Raw genomic sequence first — 230 nt, forward strand, 5'->3', positions numbered from 1 at the left:
ACTAATGACGCGCCGGTGGCAGAGGCGAAAACCGACAGCGTTGCCGAAGATACGGTGATTACAGGCGCAATGAGCGCGACGGATGTGGATTTGGGCGACGATGCCGAGCTTAGCTTTAGCACCGACTCCACAGTGGAAGGCTTAACCTTCAACGACGATGGTAGCTACACGTTTGATGCTTCGTCCTACGACAGCCTGGGCAAAGGTGAAAAGCTGGTACTGGAGATCCC

1 protein-coding gene is annotated in these 230 nt (G+C 55.2%); it reads left to right on the forward strand.

The features are described from left to right. Positions 1–15: 15 nt before the first annotated feature. The coding region (locus LNL84_RS19695; RefSeq protein WP_244359564.1) for a hypothetical protein at positions 16–230 on the forward strand (215 nt) is incomplete at its 3' end.

The organism is Vibrio gelatinilyticus (assembly GCF_022836845.1).
Lineage (GTDB): Bacteria > Pseudomonadota > Gammaproteobacteria > Enterobacterales > Vibrionaceae > Vibrio > Vibrio gelatinilyticus.